The sequence below is a fragment of the Chitinophaga flava genome (assembly GCF_003308995.1).
GTDB classification, from domain to species: domain Bacteria; phylum Bacteroidota; class Bacteroidia; order Chitinophagales; family Chitinophagaceae; genus Chitinophaga; species Chitinophaga flava.
The window spans coordinates 61,892-80,903 of record NZ_QFFJ01000001.1 but is presented as its reverse complement, the minus strand read 5'-3'; the positions used below and the strand labels follow the sequence as shown (position 1 = coordinate 80,903).

The following is a 19,012-nucleotide window of genomic DNA, read 5'->3' as shown; positions in this document are numbered from 1 at the left end:
CTTTTTTTATCCTGAGTTTTTACAGAATTATACCATTAATGTACAGGAAAAGCTGGTCCCATTCTGGCTACATTTGTGTCCTAATCCTATAGTCATGAAAGCAATCGTTTTGAAAAGCCCGGGTGGTACGGAAAACCTCGTTTACACCACCTTACCCGTACCAGAGATCGCTGATGGCGAAGTGCTGGTTCAGGTGAAAGCTATCAGTATAAATCCAATAGATGTTAAAACCCGCTCGGGTAAAGGGCTTACAGCTAAATTTCAGGGTTTGGACCCAGTTATTCTGGGATGGGATATTTCGGGTGTGGTAACGGCTTCCCGCTCTCCCTTGCTGAAAGAGGGGGATGAGGTGTTCGGGATGGTCAACTTCCCGGGACATGGCAAAGCTTATGCGGAATATGTAGCGGCGCCCGCTGACCAGCTGGCCCTGAAACCGGCCGGTGTTTCGCACGAAGCGGCCGCAGCAGCCACCCTGGCCGCGCTCACCGCCTTGCAGGCATTGAACAGCGCCGGTATCAAAAAAGGCGATAAAGTGCTGATCCACGCCGCCGCAGGTGGTGTAGGACATTTTGCCGTACAGATAGCCAAATACATGGGGGCCTATGTGATAGGCACCGCTTCTGCAGCCAACCGCGATTTTGTGCTGGGGCTGGGCGCAGATGAACATTTCGATTATAAATCGGCTCCTTTTGAAGATCACTACCGGAACCTCGACCTGGTGCTGGATTCCATGGGAGGCGAGTATATTGACCGTTCCCTGCTGACCCTGCGGGAACAGGGAACTATCATCAGCCTGCCTACCGGGTTAAGGGAAGCTGTAGGAACGAAGGCCGCTGCTCAAAACAAAAACGGATATTTTATCGTAGTCGCTTCCAGCGGAAAAGACATGCAACAGCTGGCAGACCTTATTGCGCAAGGGTTTATCAGGCCCGAAGTGTCGCAGGTATTTTCCTTTGAAGAGATGAAACAGGCGCATCAGCAGCTGGAAACCGGCAGTACCAGAGGAAAAGTGGTGGTAAAAGTCTGATGTCTTACACTCCTGAAAAGAGGATGGTTATTTTAAATATACATAAAAGACTGCTGCAACATCGCACATATTTCAGGAATTCATCTAATTTAGCTGTTAAACCGATGCTTAGATGAAACCTGGAAAAAACCTCCCGTCCGCCATTACAATTTTTGGTGCCAAAGGAGATCTGACTAGAAGAAAACTTATTCCGGCTCTTTACAATCTGTTCACCGACCATCACCTGCCGCCGGTATTCACCATTTGCTGCGTTGATTTTCTGGAAGAAGATGAAGAAGTTTTCAAGCAGGACCTGCTGGCCGGCGTGAATGAATTCAGCCGGAATGGTAAAGCGGATGAAGCAGTGTGGAATGAATTTGCTTCCTGTATTACTTATCTGCAGGGCGATTTCATGAAGGAAGATACCTACAAGCGACTGAGGAAGAAACTGGACACCTTTGATAAGGAAAATAAAAAAAACAGTGTACGCATTTTTTATTTCGCCGTAGCACCCAGGTTCATCGAAGTAATTGCGGACGCCCTGCATGTGAATACCATGTGTGGTCGTGATCAGCAGGACCGTATTGTAGTGGAGAAACCTTTCGGTACCGATCTCGAAACGGCTAAAAAGCTGAACCGGTTCCTCACCAAACGTTTTGCTGAGAAACAGATCTACCGCATCGACCACTACCTGGGAAAGGAAGCGGTACAGAACATTATGGCCTTCCGGTTTGCCAATTATGTGTTTGAGCCGTTGTGGAACAGGAAATATATCGACCATATCCAGATCAGCGTGGCGGAAGAAGTGGGCGTGGGCAAGCGCGGCGGCTATTACGATAGCAGCGGGGCTTTGCGGGACATGGTACAGAACCATTTGCTGCAGCTGTTGTGTATCATTGCGATGGAGCGGCCTGGATTTTATCAGTCGGAGCTGATCCGCGATGCCAAAGTGAAAGTGCTGAAACATATACGTCCTTTTACACAGCAACAGGTATTCAAGAATGTGATCAGGGGACAATACACTGCCGGTAATGTGCAAGGCGGACGCCGGGTGGCTTATCGTAAAGAAGAGCAAGTGCAACCCGCTTCCAATACAGAAACCTTTGTGGCAGCCCGTCTGTTTATTGACAACGACCGCTGGAAAGGTGTTCCCTTCTATCTTCGTACCGGTAAGTCGATGCCTGTTCAGTCGTCGGTCATCACCATACAGTTCAAAGACTCGCCCCATAAGATCTTTAAGGATGATCTCACACCTAACCGCCTGGTCATCAGTATACAGCCTGAACTGGAAATCAGTTTGCTGTTTGAAAGCAAGGTGCCCGGCCTGAAAATGAAACTGAAGCCGGTAGAAATGGACTTTACTTACCAGGAAGCCTATACGGAAACGATCCCGGAAGCATATGAAGCCTTACTGCTGGACGTTTTGGAGGGCAACCCCACTTTATTCATGCGTGCTGATCAGGTAGAGGCAGCATGGAAAGTTGTGATGCCGATTCTGGATGCCTGGAAAAAATATCCTTCAAAAGAATTACATCTTTATAAAGCAGGCACCTGGGGGCCTTCCACCGCTACAGAGCTGCTGAAGCCTTACGCCAAAGACTGGTTCAGATTATCTGCCAGAGGAGAAAGCATTAAATGATTTAAAATATCCCAGGGTTTCAGCCCTGGGATATTTTCGATAATAGATATGCCCGGCATCAGGACACTCAATTTAAATTTTGAGTCAATCAGATTAAAACACTTGTAGCCAGAAAGCTACAACCAATATAGCCCTGGAATTAAATTAAACTAATGTTACCATTGTTATCAAGATAAAATTATATAGAAATAATGGCTAACTTTATTTCATGCAAAACCATTCTTTGTTAGAACAACTTAACAACCAAATCGCCGGTATTTTATTTTACAGCGAATCAGAGTATCCACTTACCATTTTGGAATGGGGTGTATTGCCTGCAGCGGGAGTACAGCAAAAAATTGCAGCTTTACATGATGTTGAATCGCAGGTGGTGCGGTCTGTAGATGCTGTCACTTTTTTTGACCAGATCTGTAATCCGGCTGACCCCAATGATATGCCAATGGTTGCCAACGCACAACGTTTTCATGAGCTGTATTTGTTTCTGAAAGAGAATCTGTCCGATATACAGGTTTCCCGTGTAGAAACGGGAACGAGTATACCTGTTTATATTACCGGGCATCAGCCTGATGGTACCTGCATAGCACTGGCCACCACATCGATAGAATCCTAATAGCCCGTTATAGTCTCCTTTTTGTTGTATCCTATAAATTTTGAATTATGAAACAATTCATGCGGCATTGCTTTGTCCTTTGCCTGGGCAGTATCCTGTTCGCTGCCTGTAAAAAAGAGGCCACTATCCAGCCTCAGGAAGTTAATTCCACCCGTGTATCAGCCAACACCGAATCCGTTGTTCGTTTGTCCGAAGACTTTGAGTCCGGCACCAAAACAGCTTATGCTGTTGGTAGCGTAACCCTTACCAGCGGCTCCTGGACATTAGATGACGCTTTGATTGGCAATCTGACTGCCGATCTTAAAAATGGTACCAAGTCTGTTCGTATCCGCAATACAGGCGCTCTGACCACCAACTTCAACATCACCGGTGGTACAGGTACTTTAACCATTACCGTAAAACACGGTACCTATGGATCAGACGGTAACAGTGACTGGCAGCTGGTGACATCTACCGACAACGGACAAACCTGGCAGCAACAGGGTAATACGGTGACTACCGCTCCTTCCCTGCAAACAGCCACCTTCACCATGCCGGCAGTAGCCAGCTTCCGTTTGTCTATCCGTAAAACCTCCGGCGGCTCCAACAGAATCAATATTGATGATATCGCTGTGGCAGCAGGAGACACTACTGGTACCGACCCTGGTCAGCCTACCGGCAACGATGATGACAATATGCTGATGGGTAACCCCAGCAACGCACTGGCGGATGTTAGTGCTGAGAATAATTACCTCATGGTAAAGACCTATTATACATTGTCGTATAACCGTAGCCGTGCTACACCCAACTGGGTAAGCTGGCATATTCAGTCCAGCGATCTCGGTTCTGCGACCAGGTCCAACGACTTCAGAGCTGATAATACCCTGCCTGCCGGCTGGTATCAGGTGCAGAACACCAGCTATACCGGCTCCGGATTTGACCGTGGCCACAACTGTCCTTCAGCAGACAGAACATCCACCAGTACCGCGAATTCTGCCACTTTCCTCATGAGCAATATGATGCCACAGGCTCCTAACAATAACCAGCAAACCTGGGGAAACCTCGAAAACTATACCCGTAGCCTGGTGAATGCCGGCAATGAAGTATATGTGATCTGCGGTTCTTACGGACAAGGGGGTACCGGCTCTCAGGGTGGTGTTACCTATACCATCGACAACGGTAATGTAACTGTACCTTCCAACATCTGGAAAGTAGTGGTGGTATTACCTAACGGTAACAACGACCTTAGCCGCGTAAATGGCAGCACCCGTGTAATAGCTGTCAATACTCCGAATATCAATAGTATCAATACCGACTGGAAACAATACAGAACAACAGTACGGGACATTGAAAATGCTACTGGTTACAATCTGCTGTCTGCCCTGCGTCCTTCCCTGCAGGACAGCCTGGAGACAAAAATAGATACGCAATAATATCCCTAAGCTTATTGCCATCACAGGGGGTGCTTCGCGAGAGGCACCCCCTGCTTTTTTGACGCACCTACCCCCTGGAATTGCCGTCTTTACACCGCAAGAAAAAAGGAAGGTCTTTGTATTTTTGTGTTGTCACTATCTATAATAAGGATATGGAAAACAAAACAAAATTCACTACTACGGATGAGTATATGGCAACCCTGCCCATAGAGAGCGTCCTTAGAGCCCGTGAGATGCGGGAAATTATCCGTAAGGCGGTCCCCGCAGCCACAGAAGTGATCAGTTACAACATGCCGGCCTTCAAACTCGATAAGGTACTGGTATGGTTTGCTGGTTACAAGGCGCATGTGGGTTTTTATCCCGGAGGAACTGCTATTGCTGTATTTCAGGATGATTTAACAGCATATAAAACTTCTAAAGGAGCCATCCAGTTTCCACTGGATAAACCATTGCCGGTATCATTGATCAATAAGATCGTCAAATACCGGATCAAGGAAATGGCCACGCCCAGTGCGGTAAAGAAGGTCAAATCTCAAAAATAGCAGCTACTTTTTCTGGTTACAAATTTGAGGCGCATGGATATTGCTCATCTAAAAAATGTTTAGCTATGTTCAAACAATCCACTGCATTCAGTAGTTTTTCGGTCGATGACCTGCAGCAGGCCAAACAGTTCTATCAGGATAAAATGGGCCTGGAAGTGGCAGAAATGCCTGAGGGACTTGAACTTCGCGTGAACGGTAATTCGAAAATATTCATCTATCCCAAGCCCAACCATGAGCCGGCAACATTTACTATTCTGAATTTTCCTGTAGAAAATGTGGAAGAAGCTGTGGAACAGCTTACCCGGAAAGGTATCCGGTTCCTGCATTATGGAGAACCTATCGCTACAGATGAAAAGGGTATTTTCCGGGATACGGAAAGAGGTATATCTCTGGCGTGGTTTACAGATCCCGCTGGTAATATCTTATCTGTGATCCAGGCTAAATGATCATAAAAAAACCGGAGCTGTCTCCGGTTTTTTGTTTTATTTAATGTCCGCAAAATAGGTAACTTCTCCTTCGAGTGTAACCCGCAGTACGATGGGCTTACCATTATCGTCCCGCAGTTCTACAAAATAGTTGTCTTCGTCTTCAAATTCTTCACCATAAATGATCATGTTGGTCTGGTTAAACTCGTTATCATCAAAGAAGACAACAGTTGCGTCTTTATAATTTTTAAAATGTCTTTCTATGTTTCTTTGTGCTGCCGCTGGCAGATCTGTAAAAGAAGCAGGGGAGGTGGTACCTACCAGATTAGACTGATCATCGTAGTAAGCAGTCATAGGTTTACCGTCTTTGTTAATAAAAGCTGCCTGATCGAAATAAGCAGTGCGTTCCCATTTGACATCCGTTGCATTACCAAAATTTTCTGCGAAGCGTTGTTTGGATTGGTAGCTGACATCTTTTCCGTTGAGAGCTCTGAGTGATTTTTTTTCTGCATGTCTCTCTTTCCGGATCTCTTTTTTGGTAGGGCCTGGATCCTGCGCACGAACAGCTGAAATCGCTATAAACATTGACAAAGCCATCAGAACAATTAACTTTTTCATGTGATCAGAGTTTAGGATCAACAATAGTTTTCATGCTAATGTAAAGCTAACAAACAGTTGTTTCTATTGTTCGTGATGATGTTTTAAAGAAAATACAATTAACGCATCTCTCTTTTTGTTATGGGTTCAGCTGATCGAAGATATAGTAGAGTGGGCATTCTTCGAGTACTTTGCGATGGGCCACAGCACCGCCTTTACGGGTCCATTTGATGAGACGGATAAAGCCGTCGGCGATTTCTATGCCGGTGATATCGCCATCATCGAAACAGCAACAGCCGGTGTTAAAGTAAGTGGGATGTGCCATGGTTTTAACAAATTGTTTACCGGCATATTCATCCGCTCTCCGTCGCAGTTCAGCCTCCAGCGAGCTGACGGCTGCAGTGTCTCCTTCTGCGGTGGCCCGTTGCAGTTGTTTGTTGAGTCTGTCTATATGGTCCATCGAAGCAAAGACCGGCTTATGGGTATGCCCTGAAATAAACAGTGTTTTCGGGACCTGCAGGCTCCATTCATACATCATAATGTTGTGGGCATCTACCAGATCAAAAGATTCGGAGAGTGTATCAGGATGTATGTCGAGGAAACGTTGTACCGGTGTCCAGATAGCGGCTACAAACCACTTGCTGAAAGTATTGCCATCACTTCTTTTATCTCCCTGGTGTCCATGGGCGAGGAAAATACGGTAGGCGTCACCGTTATATTGTGTTTGCAGAATAAGTCCTTCGTGTACCCGCAGTTTTTTACCGAACAGCGGCCGCAGAAACTGACGGCGGGGAACGAGGTAGTGCCACTCCAGGTCGTGGTTGCCAAAAATACGATAGTAGCGCTTGCGTTGCAGGAAACGGGCTTCTTCTTGTAAAGGCTGTTGGTTGTGAACCATCACAGCAGCAGGTTTGTTCTCCCACAACTCTTCACAGTCGCCCAGGTTGATGAAAGTATAGCCATGATCATAATAGTACTTCAATGCGCCGGAGTAAGTAGCTGCTGCATCCCTGAAATCGTCTGCCGCGTCGCGGGCACCCTTGTGCTGGTCGGAGAAAATAATGATACGGGCGCTGTCGCTGGCAAACGGCACTACAGGCCCCCTGTCTTTTTTGCCTTTCAGAATAGCTTCGTGTAACTGGGACAGGGAAGCGAAAACAGCTTTTTTATCCGGACGGGAAGACAATCTGCCGGACAGCCGGATGATCAGCCGGGCCAGCATTTTTTTAATAGGATTTGACAACGGGTTTAGATTAACTTGGCAACAAGATAGTTGAAATTTTTATGAGCAGGATGCCCGCCGTTTGTTTTTTTCGGGATAAGATAAAATTTTCAGACTTTCGAAAGATATATTCAACCTGTACCGATGACAAGAAAACTGTTTTCCTACGGCCTGCTGGCTGGTGCTATTTCACTCACCCAATGTCAACCTGTGCAGCGGAATACCCTGCCTGCCGGCTTTCCGGAAGAAATATCCCTGCAGGATTTGAAGGCCACCAGTTTTGTAACAACGCCGGACGGAGCTTTACCGGCAAATAGAAATGTAATTTATTCTTCAACACTTTTATTGGCCTGGGATGCGCTCCGCCTCGAACTGGGCGGCCATATCCCGCTCTCACCTGCTGGTTCCGCCGAACTTCGGTTGTTAAACAATACCACTTCATTTAGGGGCTCACTGGATAAGCAGGACTATCATGCACACCTGCACAATGAAAATAATCAAATTGTTGTCCGTGCTTTTTTTCATAAATCGCTGCCTTTTGAAAGACCGATGCAGGTCCGGCAGCAACACCTTGCATTCGGGAACACACGGGTGAGGGCCTTTGGTATGGACCATTATGACGAATCTCTGGCCCATTGTATCCAGGTACTTTTTTATGAGGATGATGATCATTTTATGTTGAAATTGATACCGAAAGATGATCAACAGGAGATCATTCTGGCCAAAGGCCTTCCCAACACATCTACCTTAGGACAGGCCCTGGAACTAATAAAGAATTGGGAGGAGCGCGGAAAGAAAAATATGCGCAATAACGTGCTGGCATGGAAATATCAACTGCTGGCGGATGATGAGGTAGCTATTCCCCGTCTGGGTTTTAATATCGGTACCCGCTTCCCTGAGCTGGAAGGCCAGCGGTTTCAGCTGAAAGACATCCAATATACTATTGAGGAAGCGAGGCAGCAAACAGCCATGGTACTGAATGAACAAGGAGCAGAAGTGAAAAGCGAAGCAATGATAGCTGTTGCACTGGACTCCACCGAAACACCGGCAGCCCTGCATCCTAAAAAACTGATGTTGAACAAACCTTTTTTAATCATCTTCAGAAAAAAAGATCAGCCCAATCCTTATCTGGCTGTGCAGGTTTACAATACTGAGCTAATGGAAAAAAGCAGGTAACGCCGGTTACCTGCTTTTCCTATATTGTAAACTTCATCTTCACAAAAATATGACGTATATGGTTTCCCGTTAGCCGGATTACAGCTGCATGATACGCTGCAGGGTAGTATTAAAACTTTGCTGTTGTTCAAACATCGGGAAGTGTCCGGAGCCCTGTATCCAATACAGATTGGCTGCAGGGTAAACCTGTTTGAGTTCGTAGGTATAGAATGCCAGCGGGTCCTGGCGGCTGGCGATTACATACATTGGGCCTTTGTAGCGGGGCAGTGTTTTGCTCAGATCGTAATGGATGCGGTTGAGGTCCTGGATTATCAGCCCCTGCATGGTGGTATTGGCAGGTGCCACATCAATTTTTTTCAGTATGCTGTCGATCAGGTTTTTGTCGAAGATATACGTCATCCGTATGATTCGGTTGTACTCCGCCGAGTCGGCGGCAGTAGCCTGATGGACTTTCATCTTTTTATCCAGGATTTCGAAGCGGGACATTTCACAAAGTCCCATTTTAGTCCGCAGATTGTTGATGTGAGTGGTAAAAAACTCCGGATCAAATTTGTAGTAACCGGGACATACCAGCACCAGTTTTTTTACCTTTTGCGGGTAAGTGGCTGCGAAGTTCATCGCCAGCATAGCACCCCAGGAATGGCCGTATATAACTACACGGGGGATATGCAGATGGTCCATGAGTAAGCGTACATCTTCAATGGCCGCCTGCATATTGATGGTAGTGGAGTCGAATGGAACAGGGACTGAGAGGCCGGTGCCTCTTTGTTCCAGTAAGATGGCCTGATAGTTTTTACCTAACATTTCCGCAACTTCTGCCTGTTGCAGACAGGAATTGCCAGGGCCGCCGGACAGCACAATCACTGGTTCTCCTTTTCCATAAACATGGTAATAAAGTTTGCCCCAGGAGGTACGGATGGCATCAGTAGACTGGGCTGAACAAAATGAGTTGGTTAAAAACAGGGTTATCAGCAGACACAAGAAGTTTCTCATAAGAATAAATTCGGGTGAAATCTTCCCGAATTTATATTATTTTCCGGGAGAAAGTTTTTCCACGTTAATGATCTTTTTAATCTTCCCGTTATGGCCATCTTAGAAACCTTATATCAGGAATTGATTTCTTTTCTGGGCATTAGTAATCTGCTGGAGCTTTTCCGTACCGGCAATTATTCTTCATTGCTAACACTCAATGGTATCCTGGGTGTGATATCGCCGGTAATACCTTTGCTGTTGCTGATAGAAGTTGTGCGGGCGCTGGTGTACAAACGTTTTAAAATAGAAGATTATAAAATTCCTTTTCTGATCTTTGTGCTTAATCGTTTTATTTCGCGTTTCATCTCTATTGCGGCCATTGCTTTTTGTATCGGTTTGTTTGAGAAAATAGCCCCTTTTCAGGTCTCTTTTACCTGGTACTGGTTTATTTATGGGTATGTGGTATGGGAGTTTGCCCATTTCGTGTATCACTATCTGGGGCATAAGGTACGTATCTTCTGGTGTCTTCACTCCACCCATCATGCGCCTACCCATATGAACCTCTCCGTTACCTACGCACATTTTTTCCTGGAGGCGCCTTATGCTGATGTGATCCGTACTTCTATCTGTATACTGGCAGGTGTCAAACCGCCCATGCTTTTTCTTATCATGTTTATTGATGGTACTTGGGGTTCTTTTATACATGTAGGGGAAAATATCATGAAAGATGGCCGGATGGGCTTTCTGAGCCGTATTATACTGACGCCATCTTATCATCGCGTGCATCATGCCAAAAATCCGCTTTATATGGATACCAACTTCTGCAATCTGCTGAATATATGGGATAAGGTATTTGGTACATTTCAACCGGAGCAGAAAGAAATAAAAATAGCTTATGGTATCACCCGGGAAATGGACCCCGGCAACCTGTGGGACGTATATTTGGGGGAACTGTATTGTCTCTGGAAAGATATCAGGAAGGCTCCCGGCATAGGTAATAAACTGTTGTACATCGTGATGCCGCCGGGATGGAGCCATACCGGCGATCATAAGACAGCCAGTGTTGTAAAGAAGGCCAGCCTGGCTGAAGCAGCGGCACCGTGAAAATATCGCAGTATATCTGGCTGTAAATGTTTATATTTGGAACACACTAACGCTGAAAACTATGTCACTACTATCTAACCACAAGAAGGGAGGCAAAAAAGACAATAAGCAACCGAAGAGCCATCTGACGGGTGCTAATGCTGCGATGAAACCGGCTACGCCTCCGGCTTTTAGTAGAAAACCTGTGAAAACAGGCGGTACCCGCGGTTCATGATGAATGTTTGTAAAGAAAATACAGAGGCTGTATCAAAACACTTGATACAGCCTTTCTCATTTTACCAGAAAAACTGTTCTGAAATAATTTTACCATCTTTTACAACATACACACAGATTTCATCCATCGTTGAACGGTCGCGGTCTTTCATTTTAACATCCATCGACAGGGTAAAGGCAATTGCATTGCCGGCAATGATGGGTTTTGAAACCTTGCAGCCATAGGAGGCTTCTACCATATCTCCGAATAGCTCCCCTTTTTTGAAGATACCCGGCAGGCCTCTGGTTTCCTTTTCAAAAGGTCCCATGGCTTCCGGTTCGATGCTGATTGCATTTTCTGCAAAAAGCTCCTTCTGGGCAGTATGGAAGTCTTGTTTGGCACATAAGTCTGTAAGACGTTGCGCGATTTCCTGGATTGTCATAGTTGTATGGTTTTAGGTGATCTATTTTAAAGATACTGAAAATTGATGCTCCATGCTGTATAGCAGCGGCGGCCATTAGTATTTTTCGGCTAAATAAAGTAACTTCACGATGTTAATACTGCACTACTAGCCAGCAAGAGCCGGACTAAGCCGACAATATTAAATTGCTGCAAACTATCCGTAACCCTGTCATCCGACCCATAACCGGATGATCATATAATGCAAACATGGATCTACCTATCCAATTTTACTATCACCTAAACCGCACATTTTGAACAAGCTCATCACTACTATTAAGGGATCAGGCAGTTTTATTCCCGAACAAGCGAAGCCCAACAAAGACTTTGTTAACAACCACTTTTATGATGCGCAAAAGGTGCGTATCAACGCTCCCGGTCAGGATATCATCGATAAGTTCGAACAGATTACCGGTATCTGTGAGCGCCGTTACATAACAGATGATCAGTGCGCCTCTGGCATTGCAGCCATCGCTGCGGGGCAGGCACTCAGGGATGCAGCTATTGATCCGGAAACCATCGACCAGCTTATAGTAGCACACAACTTCGGAGATGTGGTACGGGGATCTGTACAATCAAATGCTGTGCCTTCACTGGCAGCCCGTGTAAAACATGAATTAGGGATCCGCAACCCCTCTTGTGTGGCCTATGATATCTTATTTGGCTGCCCCGGCTGGTTGCAGGGAGTGATCCAGGCGGATGCCTTTATCCATGCCGGCGTGGCAAAACGTTGCCTGGTAGTGGGCGTGGATGTGTTAAGCCGTGTGCTGGACCCCCACGACCGCGACAGCATGATTTTCAGCGATGGCGCCGGAGCTATAGTGCTGGAAGGAGCAGGTAATGCCGGTGACACAGGCATTCTGTCGTCAGCGGCCCAGACGTTTTCCATCAATGAATTGAACTACATCAATGTAGGCCCTTCCAACGACCCCGAAGATACCAGTGGTATCACTTATATAAAGATGCAGGGCCGCAGAGTGTACGAGTTTGCGCTGAAACATGTGCCGGAAGCCATGAAGTCCTGTTTAGATGCTACCGGACAGGATATCAGTCAACTGAAGAAAATATTCATCCACCAGGCCAATGAAAAACTGGATGAGGTGATTGTAAAAGCATTTTATAAACTTTACGGTATTACACCGTGTCTGGAAACTGTTATGCCTATGAATATCCACGAGCTGGGCAACAGCTCCGTGGCCACTATTCCCACTTTGTTTGATATGGTCTCCAAAGGCCAGCTGCCGGAACATCAGCTGCATCCGGGAGATCTGATTATGTTTGCTTCCGTAGGTGCGGGCATGAATATCAATGCGGTTTGTTACCGGATGTAACAGACCTATCTGATATGGTCAAAAAAGATAAAACTGTATCTGTTTTAGCCGGGGTATTTATCTCAATTTTGTGGGGAATCAATTCACCACGAAATGAATATCCGTTTCTTTCAGGTAGATGCCTTTACCAATAAAGCATTCTGCGGAAACCCTGCCGGTGTATGCCTGCTGGAAGGACCGTTGACAGATGAAACCATGCGGGCCATCGCGGCAGAGAACAATCTTTCGGAAACAGCTTTTCTTCTGCGCCAGCAGGATGGTTACAGCCTGCGGTGGTTTACACCCACCGTCGAGATAGCACTTTGTGGTCATGCTACCCTCGCCAGCGCCCATGTGCTATGGACCAACGGCCTGGAGACACCCGGCTCCACCCTGCATTTTCATACCCGCCACAGTGGCCTGCTGACGGCTGACAGTAAAGACAACCGCATAGAACTCAACTTCCCCGCACGCAGCTATGAACCGGTAGTGCTGCCAACCGCTTTAAGACAACTTTTTGCCAACAACTATGTTAATGCGGTGTATAGCCATGACCGTTATATCATAGAACTGCCTTCGGCAGATGCGGTAGCGACGTTTGTACCCGACTTTCATCTGCTGGAATCCTACCGGGTGGTGATCACTGCACGTGGTGATGAAAATACTCCCTATGACTTTGTGTCCCGGTACTTTGCTGTGCCCCTGGGCGTGCAGGAAGATCCGGTTACAGGGTCTGCCCATTGTGGCCTGGCGCCTTACTGGGCCGACAAACTGGGGAAAACCTCCTTCAGCGCCTACCAGGCTTCTGCCAGGGGAGGAGAGCTAACTGTTATTTTGCAAAACGACCGGGTATTGCTGCAAGGTGAAGCCGTGACAGTCATCTCTGGTACATTCCATGTAAACCATCAATAATCACAATATGTCTGTTTTCGAAAAATTCAAAAGCCTGCATCATCAGGACACACCCTTGTTGCTGGGCAACGCCTGGAACGTAGCGAGTGCCCGTACTATGCAGGAAAAAGGCTTGAAAGCCATTGCTACCTCCAGCTCCGCTATTGCTGATACATTAGGATATGCTGATGGTGAAAATATTTCCTTCTCTGAATTGTTTCATGTGGTACGCCGTATTGTACAATGTGTAGACGTGCCGGTATCCGCCGACATAGAAACCGGCTACAGCAATAGTACAGAAGGCCTGCTGGCCAATATAGACCTGCTTGTAGAGGCCGGTGTAGTGGGCGTCAACCTGGAGGACTCTTCTGCATCAGCCAGCAGAACCCTGCTGCCGGCAGAAGACTTTGTCAGCAAACTGACGGCCATCAAAGAACACCTGGCTAAAAAAGGAAAACAGCTGTTCATCAATGCCCGCACGGATACTTTTCTGCTGGATGTACCTGGCAAACTCGAAGAGACATTCAAACGGGCACGGCTATACGAAGAAGCCGGTGCCGACAGTTTGTTTGTTCCTTTCATCAAAGAACCTGCAGACATCCGCGCAGTAGTAGGTGCCACTGCATTGCCCCTGAACGTGATGTCCATGAAAGAACTGCCAGCCTTTAGTGAACTGGCTGCCCTGGGCGTAAAACGTATCAGTATGGGCGGTAGTGTTTACTGGGCGCAGAAAAGAGCCCTGGGGGCCCGCCTTGAGCAGATCGTAGAAGACGGTTCTTTCATCACCTTGTTCTGATACCGCTAAATTGAATTCGGCTGTAAGTCTTAATACGTAAGAGTTACAGCCGAATTGTTTTAATGCCCTGGATGTTGATTCATCTTTCTTCATCAAAAAGATATCTCCTGTTTCCCTCCGTGTAATTTCTTTTCTTTTCCTTCCCAAACAAAAGTCCCGGAAAGTCCCTGTGGCAGCGTGATAGCCGCGATGATGCCATGCGCTCCCTTACGTATAAGCGATATCGTTATCTCTCCTAACGGATGGGGCATCGAACCTTTTACCTGTTGCAGTGCTCCGGGCGCCGGGGCTATTTTTACGCTGGCGAAGCCGGGTTGCGCCGGCATGATACCACAGATAGTGGCGAGGAAATCGTAGTTGGGACTGGCACTCCAGGCATGACAGTCGGAGCGGGTAGGCTCGGGATTTTCCGCGAAAGTGGTGAGCCCCATCGCCAGCATATCACGCCAGGGCTGCAGCTGGCCATAGTATTGATTGGCCATGCCAGCTTTTTTAAGGGCCTGGTTGAGATAAAAACGATAGTAGAAAGTAGCCTGGCTGAGGGTGGTATCTGAGAGCAGCGTGCGTAGTACGGACGGTTCTTTGTCAGCAGGGATGGCGCCAGCCAGCACAGCTATGATACCTGCATGCTGACTGAAAGTGTTTTTATCAGGTGTGTTGGCCATTTTATTACCGGCTGTATCGAAGCACTGGCGGTAAACGCTTTGTGTCAGTTGTTGCGCCAGCTGCCGGTATTGCTGTGCTTCGGCGGTTTTTCCGAAGCCTGCAAAGAGAGCGGCGGCCTGTTGCAGGGTATAGGCGTATTGTAGTGTAATGACGGCGGAATGTCCGTTGGTGGCGCCATCGGGCACACCACCGGGCCAGGCAGTGTTCCAGTCGGTGAAGCCCCACCAGGGCATGGGGCCCAGCATCATGCGGCTGCGGTCAATATGTTGTTCGTACCACTGCAGTACCCCGCTGGCGGCCACCAGGTATTGCCGGAGGAAGGCATCATCTTTCCGGTGCATCCAGTAGTCGTATAACATAGATACCCAATAGAGGGAGAAGGGCGGTATCACCTGAAGGCGGTTGCTGGGATAGCGGCCCTGGGTAAGCCCTTCCGGCACACGTGAACAGTAAAAGTCGTGGATGGCTTTTCGCATCAGCCGGTCGTCGCCGGCCACATAGAGGGAGATGAGTGACTGGATACGGGTATCCCCTTCATATTGCAGCTGTTCGTAGTAGGGGCAGTCAAAGTAGGTTTCACCGGCGCAAAGGCGGGCTGTACGCCAGCCGGTCTTCCAGATAGCGGTGAGGCTGGTGTCGTTGCTGCTGAAAGTTGCTTTTTCTTCAAATGGATAGCCGGTACGCATGCCATAGAGGTCGTCGATCTGCAGTGGTTCTTCGCCGGTGCTGATGTCCAGCTGAACATAACGGTAGGTACGGAACCACAGCGGGCGGAAGGTCCGCTGCCGGCCGCCATCGGGTTCGAAGATATCGTAGTTGCCCAGGATCTCCATGTCTTCCACCTGATGGCGGTTGGCTTTCTGGTGGTTGCGGAAGAGCGCTTCTGCGTAGGTGAGACGGATGCTGCTGCCTTTGCCGCCGGAAACGGTGAGCTGCGGATAGGCGCTGGTGTTATAGGTCTGATCAATCAGTATGGAGGTGGTGGTATAGGCGGGAATGGAGAGGGGTATTGGTTCCCGTGGCCAGGAAGGAGCGGGGGTGATGCCGCTGCTGCGGCGTACCTGTCCCATTCTTTCGGGAACTTCCTCCATCAGCGGGATGTTGCGGGGCACGAGCGTCCAGAGGTTGTCGGTGCCCTGTCCGGCTGGTACAGGATGGGTGACAGGCTGGGCGGCATGCCAGCCGGCATCGTTATAACCCGGTAGCTCCCATCCCCAGGGATAGGCGCTACCCTTCACCTGGTCGCCCGGACCGATGACCATATAACTGCGCATTCTGGCGCCGTTATCGAGCGAGCAGGGCGTATAGGCGGAGTCGTTATATACCTTCCAGCTGCTGCCGGTGTCGACGATTTTTTCTGCTTCCGTATCTCCCTGCAGGAGCCAGCCGGTTTGATTGGATACTTGTGCTACCGGGGCATGTTCACCCATGTTCCATACCAAAGCGGCCAGGGTATTGTTGCCTGCCTGCAGGTAAGGGGCAATATCCACCGTTTCGTAGTACCAGTTGTAAAGATCACCTCTTGCCGGACCACTGCATACGGCCTTCCCGTTCACAAAAAAGCGGTAGCGGTTGTCGGCGCTCAGGTGTACGATAAAGTGGGCGGGTTGGGTGTCCAGGGAGATGGTTTTACGGAAATGATAAATGCCATAGGCCCGCTGTGCGATGCCCGGACTGGTGACCCAGGAGGCCGTCCAGCCGCCCTTTAACAAGGCAGGATTGACAGGTAATTGTCTGCTATAGAGCTGAAAAGAATAACTGCTGCCCAACAGCAGGATAAACAGATATACGTGGAATTTCATATATAGATTTTGATGGTGTGTAGTATGGTTAAGATAAAAATTACCATTGATATCTGCAAACTATAGCCCAGGGCTTCTGCTGACACTGCATGTCAGTTATCTGCAAACTATGGCCCAGGGCCTCTGCTGACGACACTGCATGCCAGTTATCTGCATATAGCCCAGAGCTTCAGTTGATGACACTATATACCAGTTATCTCTAAATTAGCCCAGGGCTTCAGCCCTGGGAAAGATAAATTCTGTACTTTTGCGCCGCTTTGACCAATTTTAACAAAAGGATGCGCATAACAATTGCAGACCGTAAATTATGGATGTTCCTGCTGTTGGGCATGGGTGGCCAGGTAGCCGCACAACAACGCCCAGACACCATGAGTTCCAAAAGCCTCGATGAGGTGATTGTGCAGGAGAACAGGCTGGCAGGCCCGCTGAAGGCTGCTAACCGCAATATTACCATTATCAGCCGCAAACAGATCGATGCGATGGCGGTGACTTCCATCAATGAGGTGCTGGCCTTTGTACCGGGCCTGGACGTACGTCAGCGTGGCCCCGGTGGTATTCAGGCTGATATCGGTATTGATGGTGGCACCTTCGACCAGACACTGGTGCTGCTGAATGGTATCAAAATCACTGATCCGCAAACAGGACATAATATCATGAACCTGCCGATCTCCCTGGCAGATGTGGATCATATAGAAGTGCTGCGTGGTGCGGCTGCCAGAGTGTATGGTATCAATGCGCTCAACGGTGCCATCAACATTATCACCCGCCAGGCAAAGGAAACCGGTGCGGTGATCAATGCCAATGTAGGCAGCAGCTTCAAAAAAGATGAAAGTAACAAATTGTATAACGGCTATGGTGTCGGCGCCACGGGTTCTCTGGTATCCGGTTCCAGCGCACAGTCTCTGTCGCTGAGTGCCAACAGTGGCAATGGCTACCGTTACAATACTGCCTATGACAACTACCGCGCTCTTTATCAGGGCAGTTTCCAGTTATCAGCTGCCCATCAGGTGCAGACGCTGGCAGGTTTTGTGAAAAACAGCTATGGTGCCAACGGCTTCTATGCAGCACCTGGTGACAAGGAATCGGAAGAAAACGTAAAAACCTTTCTCGCGGCCGTTAGTGACAAGATCCAGGTCCGCAAAGGCTGGGAGATGACCCCAAGGGTAAGCTACCGCTTTACAGAAGACCAGTATCTGTATGTAAAACAGAATAAAGGCGGTGCTAATCTGCACGACAACAATATTGTAGACGTAGAGCTGAACAACCGTTTCGAAACCGGCATCGGTTCTTTTGGAGCAGGCGCAGAAGCCCGTTATGAAGCGATCAACAGTAATAACCTGGGCATTCATGAACGTACTAACCTGGGCATCTACGGCGAGTTTAAAAGCAAAACAGACAGACGCTTCAACTTCACTGTGGGTGGTTACCTAAACTATAACTCTGCTTATGGATGGCAGTTTTTCCCCGGTGCTGACGTAGGATATAACATCACATCAGACCTGAAGCTGTATGCTAATGTGGGTACGGCTCAACGACTGCCTACTTACACCGATCTGTATTACAAAAGCCCGGCTATCCTCGGTAATGCCCAGCTGGGAGCAGAGAAAGCAACCTATATGGAAGCTGGTCTGCGTAAATACAGTGGCAAATTCTCCTATTCCGGTAGTGTGTTTTACCGCCAGATATCTGACTTTATCGACTACGTAAAAGATAGTCTGCCACAGCCCTGGCAGCCGCAAAACTTCCAGCGTGCAGATACCAAAGGGTTTACTTTGCAGACAGGATATACTACGACCTTTGCGTCTGGTGTGTTCAACAGCTTTGCTGCCAATGCGGGCTACAACTACCTGTCGCCTTCCTTTCAAGGAGATGATAACAATAAAAAGATATCACGCTACGTGATAGAAAGTCTGCGTCATCAGGTGACGGCCAATGTGAGAGCGGCGTTGCTGCATCATTTTATGGTATCTGCATCGGCACGTTATAATATGCGTATTAACTATAAAGACTATACGGTGGTAGATGCCCGTATTGCTTATCAGCAGAAACGTTATCAGTTATATGTGGATGCCAACAACCTGCTGGACGTGACCTATGTGGAAGCCGGCGCCGTGCCGATGCCCGGCAGATGGCTGACACTGGGCGGCAGCGTAAAGTTCTAAGATATTAAAAGGTGAACTTTTTCCTGGT

At 48.0% G+C, this 19,012-nt stretch carries 18 protein-coding genes; 13 read left to right on the top strand and 5 right to left on the bottom strand.

Features of this window, described 5'->3' with window-relative positions; all coding sequences use genetic code 11:
* Positions 1-94: 94 nt before the first annotated feature.
* The 6 genes from DF182_RS00240 to DF182_RS00215 all read left to right on the top strand — a co-directional run bounded on the left by DF182_RS00240 (position 95) and on the right by DF182_RS00215 (position 5,655).
* Positions 95-1,027, top strand: coding sequence for an NADP-dependent oxidoreductase (locus DF182_RS00240; RefSeq protein ID WP_113613685.1), 933 nt, complete (start codon positions 95-97; stop codon positions 1,025-1,027).
* A 112-nt stretch (positions 1,028-1,139) separates the two neighbouring features.
* Complete coding sequence (gene zwf, locus DF182_RS00235; protein WP_113613684.1) at positions 1,140-2,645, top strand: glucose-6-phosphate dehydrogenase; 1,506 nt, start codon at positions 1,140-1,142, stop codon at positions 2,643-2,645.
* A gap of 223 nt (positions 2,646-2,868) precedes the next feature.
* Complete coding sequence (locus DF182_RS00230) at positions 2,869-3,255, top strand: nuclease A inhibitor family protein (RefSeq protein WP_211327012.1); 387 nt, start codon at positions 2,869-2,871, stop codon at positions 3,253-3,255.
* A 47-nt stretch (positions 3,256-3,302) separates the two neighbouring features.
* Positions 3,303-4,667 (top strand): DNA/RNA non-specific endonuclease, encoded by a 1,365-nt coding sequence (locus DF182_RS00225; RefSeq protein WP_113613682.1) that lies wholly within the window; start codon positions 3,303-3,305, stop codon positions 4,665-4,667.
* 152 nt (positions 4,668-4,819) lie between these two features.
* Complete coding sequence (locus DF182_RS00220; RefSeq protein WP_113616720.1) at positions 4,820-5,209, top strand: iron chaperone; 390 nt, start codon at positions 4,820-4,822, stop codon at positions 5,207-5,209.
* 65 nt (positions 5,210-5,274) lie between these two features.
* On the top strand, positions 5,275-5,655 hold the full coding sequence (locus DF182_RS00215) for a VOC family protein (RefSeq protein WP_113613681.1): 381 nt from the start codon (positions 5,275-5,277) through the stop codon (positions 5,653-5,655).
* Between the two features lie 36 nt (positions 5,656-5,691).
* On the opposite strand, the gene DF182_RS00210 is transcribed toward DF182_RS00215, so the two are convergent.
* Together DF182_RS00210 and DF182_RS00205 are read right to left on the bottom strand one after the other, a co-directional pair.
* Complete coding sequence (locus DF182_RS00210) at positions 5,692-6,252, bottom strand: hypothetical protein (RefSeq protein WP_147243293.1); 561 nt, start codon at positions 6,250-6,252, stop codon at positions 5,692-5,694.
* A 118-nt stretch (positions 6,253-6,370) separates the two neighbouring features.
* Complete coding sequence (locus DF182_RS00205; RefSeq protein ID WP_245957338.1) at positions 6,371-7,474, bottom strand: metallophosphoesterase; 1,104 nt, start codon at positions 7,472-7,474, stop codon at positions 6,371-6,373.
* Positions 7,475-7,597: 123 nt separating this feature from the next.
* Here DF182_RS00205 and DF182_RS00200 point away from each other — a divergent pair, with 123 nt between their 5' ends.
* The gene (locus DF182_RS00200) at positions 7,598-8,629 is read left to right on the top strand and encodes a hypothetical protein (protein ID WP_113613679.1); all 1,032 of its coding nucleotides are present in this window, start codon (positions 7,598-7,600) and stop codon (positions 8,627-8,629) included.
* 78 nt (positions 8,630-8,707) lie between these two features.
* Here DF182_RS00200 and DF182_RS00195 read toward each other — a convergent pair whose 3' ends face one another.
* The gene (locus tag DF182_RS00195; protein ID WP_113613678.1) at positions 8,708-9,622 is read right to left on the bottom strand and encodes an alpha/beta fold hydrolase; all 915 of its coding nucleotides are present in this window, start codon (positions 9,620-9,622) and stop codon (positions 8,708-8,710) included.
* Between the two features lie 90 nt (positions 9,623-9,712).
* On the opposite strand from DF182_RS00195, the gene DF182_RS00190 reads away from it, so the two are divergent.
* Both DF182_RS00190 and DF182_RS32225 read left to right on the top strand, forming a co-directional pair.
* Positions 9,713-10,705, top strand: coding sequence for a sterol desaturase family protein (locus DF182_RS00190; protein ID WP_113613677.1), 993 nt, complete (start codon positions 9,713-9,715; stop codon positions 10,703-10,705).
* 61 nt (positions 10,706-10,766) lie between these two features.
* On the top strand, positions 10,767-10,919 hold the full coding sequence (locus DF182_RS32225) for a hypothetical protein (RefSeq protein WP_153259984.1): 153 nt from the start codon (positions 10,767-10,769) through the stop codon (positions 10,917-10,919).
* Between the two features lie 61 nt (positions 10,920-10,980).
* On the opposite strand, the gene DF182_RS00185 is transcribed toward DF182_RS32225, so the two are convergent.
* Positions 10,981-11,340 carry a SnoaL-like domain-containing protein gene (locus tag DF182_RS00185; RefSeq protein ID WP_113613676.1) on the bottom strand — a complete coding sequence of 120 codons (360 nt, stop codon included), beginning with the start codon at positions 11,338-11,340 and terminating at the stop codon, positions 10,981-10,983.
* Between the two features lie 271 nt (positions 11,341-11,611).
* Here DF182_RS00185 and DF182_RS00180 point away from each other — a divergent pair, with 271 nt between their 5' ends.
* The 3 genes from DF182_RS00180 to DF182_RS00170 all read left to right on the top strand — a co-directional run bounded on the left by DF182_RS00180 (position 11,612) and on the right by DF182_RS00170 (position 14,354).
* Positions 11,612-12,688 (top strand): 3-oxoacyl-ACP synthase III family protein, encoded by a 1,077-nt coding sequence (locus tag DF182_RS00180; protein ID WP_113613675.1) that lies wholly within the window; start codon positions 11,612-11,614, stop codon positions 12,686-12,688.
* Positions 12,689-12,781: 93 nt separating this feature from the next.
* Positions 12,782-13,579 carry a PhzF family phenazine biosynthesis protein gene (locus tag DF182_RS00175; protein WP_113613674.1) on the top strand — a complete coding sequence of 266 codons (798 nt, stop codon included), beginning with the start codon at positions 12,782-12,784 and terminating at the stop codon, positions 13,577-13,579.
* A gap of 7 nt (positions 13,580-13,586) precedes the next feature.
* Positions 13,587-14,354 carry an isocitrate lyase/PEP mutase family protein gene (locus tag DF182_RS00170; protein WP_113613673.1) on the top strand — a complete coding sequence of 256 codons (768 nt, stop codon included), beginning with the start codon at positions 13,587-13,589 and terminating at the stop codon, positions 14,352-14,354.
* 92 nt (positions 14,355-14,446) lie between these two features.
* Here DF182_RS00170 and DF182_RS00165 read toward each other — a convergent pair whose 3' ends face one another.
* The gene (locus DF182_RS00165) at positions 14,447-16,822 is read right to left on the bottom strand and encodes a family 78 glycoside hydrolase catalytic domain (protein WP_113613672.1); all 2,376 of its coding nucleotides are present in this window, start codon (positions 16,820-16,822) and stop codon (positions 14,447-14,449) included.
* 278 nt (positions 16,823-17,100) lie between these two features.
* Between DF182_RS00165 and DF182_RS00160 the strand changes: the two genes are divergently transcribed.
* Positions 17,101-18,984, top strand: coding sequence for a TonB-dependent receptor plug domain-containing protein (locus tag DF182_RS00160; protein WP_113613671.1), 1,884 nt, complete (start codon positions 17,101-17,103; stop codon positions 18,982-18,984).
* Positions 18,985-19,012: the final 28 nt, after the last annotated feature.

Bases quoted from the DNA above. Each gene is read 5' to 3' on its own strand.
- DF182_RS00165 (WP_113613672.1), bottom strand. From the start codon at position 16,822: ATGAAATTCCACGTATATCTGTTTATCCTGCTGTTGGGCAGCAGTTAT.
- DF182_RS00210 (WP_147243293.1), bottom strand. From the start codon at position 6,252: ATGAAAAAGTTAATTGTTCTGATGGCTTTGTCAATGTTTATAGCGATT.
- DF182_RS00170 (WP_113613673.1), top strand. From the start codon at position 13,587: ATGTCTGTTTTCGAAAAATTCAAAAGCCTGCATCATCAGGACACACCC.
- DF182_RS00220 (WP_113616720.1), top strand. From the start codon at position 4,820: ATGGAAAACAAAACAAAATTCACTACTACGGATGAGTATATGGCAACC.
- DF182_RS00200 (WP_113613679.1), top strand. From the start codon at position 7,598: ATGACAAGAAAACTGTTTTCCTACGGCCTGCTGGCTGGTGCTATTTCA.
- DF182_RS00195 (WP_113613678.1), bottom strand. From the start codon at position 9,622: ATGAGAAACTTCTTGTGTCTGCTGATAACCCTGTTTTTAACCAACTCA.
- DF182_RS00240 (WP_113613685.1), top strand. From the start codon at position 95: ATGAAAGCAATCGTTTTGAAAAGCCCGGGTGGTACGGAAAACCTCGTT.
- DF182_RS00190 (WP_113613677.1), top strand. From the start codon at position 9,713: ATGGCCATCTTAGAAACCTTATATCAGGAATTGATTTCTTTTCTGGGC.
- DF182_RS32225 (WP_153259984.1), top strand. From the start codon at position 10,767: ATGTCACTACTATCTAACCACAAGAAGGGAGGCAAAAAAGACAATAAG.
- DF182_RS00225 (WP_113613682.1), top strand. From the start codon at position 3,303: ATGAAACAATTCATGCGGCATTGCTTTGTCCTTTGCCTGGGCAGTATC.
- DF182_RS00185 (WP_113613676.1), bottom strand. From the start codon at position 11,340: ATGACAATCCAGGAAATCGCGCAACGTCTTACAGACTTATGTGCCAAA.
- DF182_RS00160 (WP_113613671.1), top strand. From the start codon at position 17,101: ATGCGCATAACAATTGCAGACCGTAAATTATGGATGTTCCTGCTGTTG.
- DF182_RS00215 (WP_113613681.1), top strand. From the start codon at position 5,275: ATGTTCAAACAATCCACTGCATTCAGTAGTTTTTCGGTCGATGACCTG.
- zwf (WP_113613684.1), top strand. From the start codon at position 1,140: ATGAAACCTGGAAAAAACCTCCCGTCCGCCATTACAATTTTTGGTGCC.
- DF182_RS00175 (WP_113613674.1), top strand. From the start codon at position 12,782: ATGAATATCCGTTTCTTTCAGGTAGATGCCTTTACCAATAAAGCATTC.